1 protein-coding gene is annotated in these 1723 nt (G+C 65.6%); it reads left to right on the top strand.

All coding sequences use genetic code 11. The features are described from left to right. Positions 1-307: 307 nt before the first annotated feature. Positions 308-1528 (top strand): IS256 family transposase, encoded by a 1221-nt coding sequence (locus VFQ05_14055; GenBank protein ID HET9327886.1) that lies wholly within the window; start codon positions 308-310, stop codon positions 1526-1528. Positions 1529-1723 lie beyond the last annotated feature (195 nt).

The raw sequence follows: 1723 nt of genomic DNA, 5'->3' as shown, positions 1-1723 counted from the left end.
GACGGGCCATCCCAATGCCCGCAACGAGACGACTCCCTGATATGCGAACCTTGTCACGTTCAGGCTTTGAGACATTCGCATATTCTCTTGCGCATTCGTATGCCAAGAAATCGGCAGCCTGAATGCCGCTATATTCCTTTGAGTCAGCCCATGTTATCGTGCTCTTAGCCGGCATCACGCCTCTTTGTTTCTGATCCAAGAACTGGTAGAGTCCCCGAAGGTGTGTAAAAGCGGGAGCCGTTGACAAGGACGGCCACCGTGTGGTTCTCACTCAGATTGTCGAGATCAGAGCGGAGGGACCACAGCGATGGCCGACACGGTGAGCATGGCACTGGCGGAGCTGGTGCGCAAGGCGGAACTGAACGGGGACGTGGACTTCCTGCGGGACGGGGTGCGGGTGCTGAGCCAGGCGTTGATGGAAGTGGAGGTCAGCCAGCACCTGGGAGCCGAGCGTCACGAGCGGACGGCGGAGCGGGTCGGGCAGCGGAACGGGTACCGCGAGCGGGAGTGGGACACGCGGGTGGGGACGCTCGGGCTGCGGGTGCCGCGGGTGCGTGACGGCAGCTACTTCCCGACGCTGCTGGAGCCGCGGAGGCGGAGCGAGCAGGCGCTGGTGGCGGTAGTCCGGGAAGCGTACGTGCACGGCGTGTCGACACGAAAGGTAGACGACCTGGTGAAGGCGCTCGGGCTCGATGGGATCTCGAAGAGCCAGGTGAGCCGGCTGTGCGAGGCGTTGGATGAAGAAGTTGAGCGGTTCCGGGGCCGGCCCCTCGAAGGGGTCTACCCGTATGTCTGGTTGGATGCGACGTTCGTGAAGGCCCGCGACGGTGGTCGGGTGGTCTCGACGGCGGTCGTGATCGCGATCGGCGTCAACGGCGATGGCCAGCGCGAGGTGCTGGGGCTCGACGTCGGGCCGAGCGAGGATGGCGCGTTCTGGCTGCGGTTCCTGCGCAGCCTGGTCGCCCGCGGCCTCAGCGGGGTGCAGCTGGTGATCAGCGACGCTCACCAGGGACTGAAGGGCGCGATCCAGGCCGTCGTGCACGGGGCGAGCTGGCAGCGCTGCCGGGTCCACTTCGTCCGCAATCTGCTGGCGCTGGTCCCCAAATCGGCCGGCGAGATGGTCGCCGCCACCGTGCGGACCGTCTTCGCCCAGCCCGACCCGACGATGGCCCGCGAGCAGTGGCGCAAGGTCGCTGACGGGTTCCGCACCGCGTTCCCGCGCGTCGCCGACCTGATGGATGACGCGGAGACCGAGGTTCTGGCCTACCTCACCTTCCCGCGTGAGCATTGGCGCCAGCTCTGGTCGAACAACCCGCTCGAGCGCCTCAATAAGGAAGTCAAGCGCCGCACCGACGTCGTCGGCATCTTCCCCAACTCGACCGCCGTCCTTCGCCTCGTCGGCGCCGTCCTGAGCGAACAGCACGACGAGTGGCAGGTCGCTCGTCGGTATTTCAGCGCCGAGTCGCTGGCAAAACTCAGAAAGGAGGCCGACCCCGACCCGACGCCAGCACTCCTGGCCGCAGGGTAAACGACCAGCCTGTGACGATGTGGATAACGCTGCGCGTTATCGCACATCCTCACAGGCCCGACGACGACGAGGGCCACACCACCCTACTTACACACTTGACGGGGCACTAACCTCGCCACTCGTACGCTGAGTCGTGTCACGCCGGACACCGGCGCACGTGGAGGGTGAGATGCCAGACCAGTGGCTCGCCAATCA

This window comes from Candidatus Eisenbacteria bacterium (genome assembly GCA_035712145.1).
In the GTDB taxonomy this organism is placed as follows: Bacteria; Eisenbacteria; RBG-16-71-46; order RBG-16-71-46; family RBG-16-71-46; genus DASTBI01.
This window is presented reverse-complemented; position numbering and strand designations above follow the sequence as displayed.

Excerpts from the sequence above, each read along its gene's own strand:
- VFQ05_14055 (HET9327886.1), top strand. The coding sequence starts at position 308 with ATGGCCGACACGGTGAGCATGGCACTGGCGGAGCTGGTGCGCAAGGCG.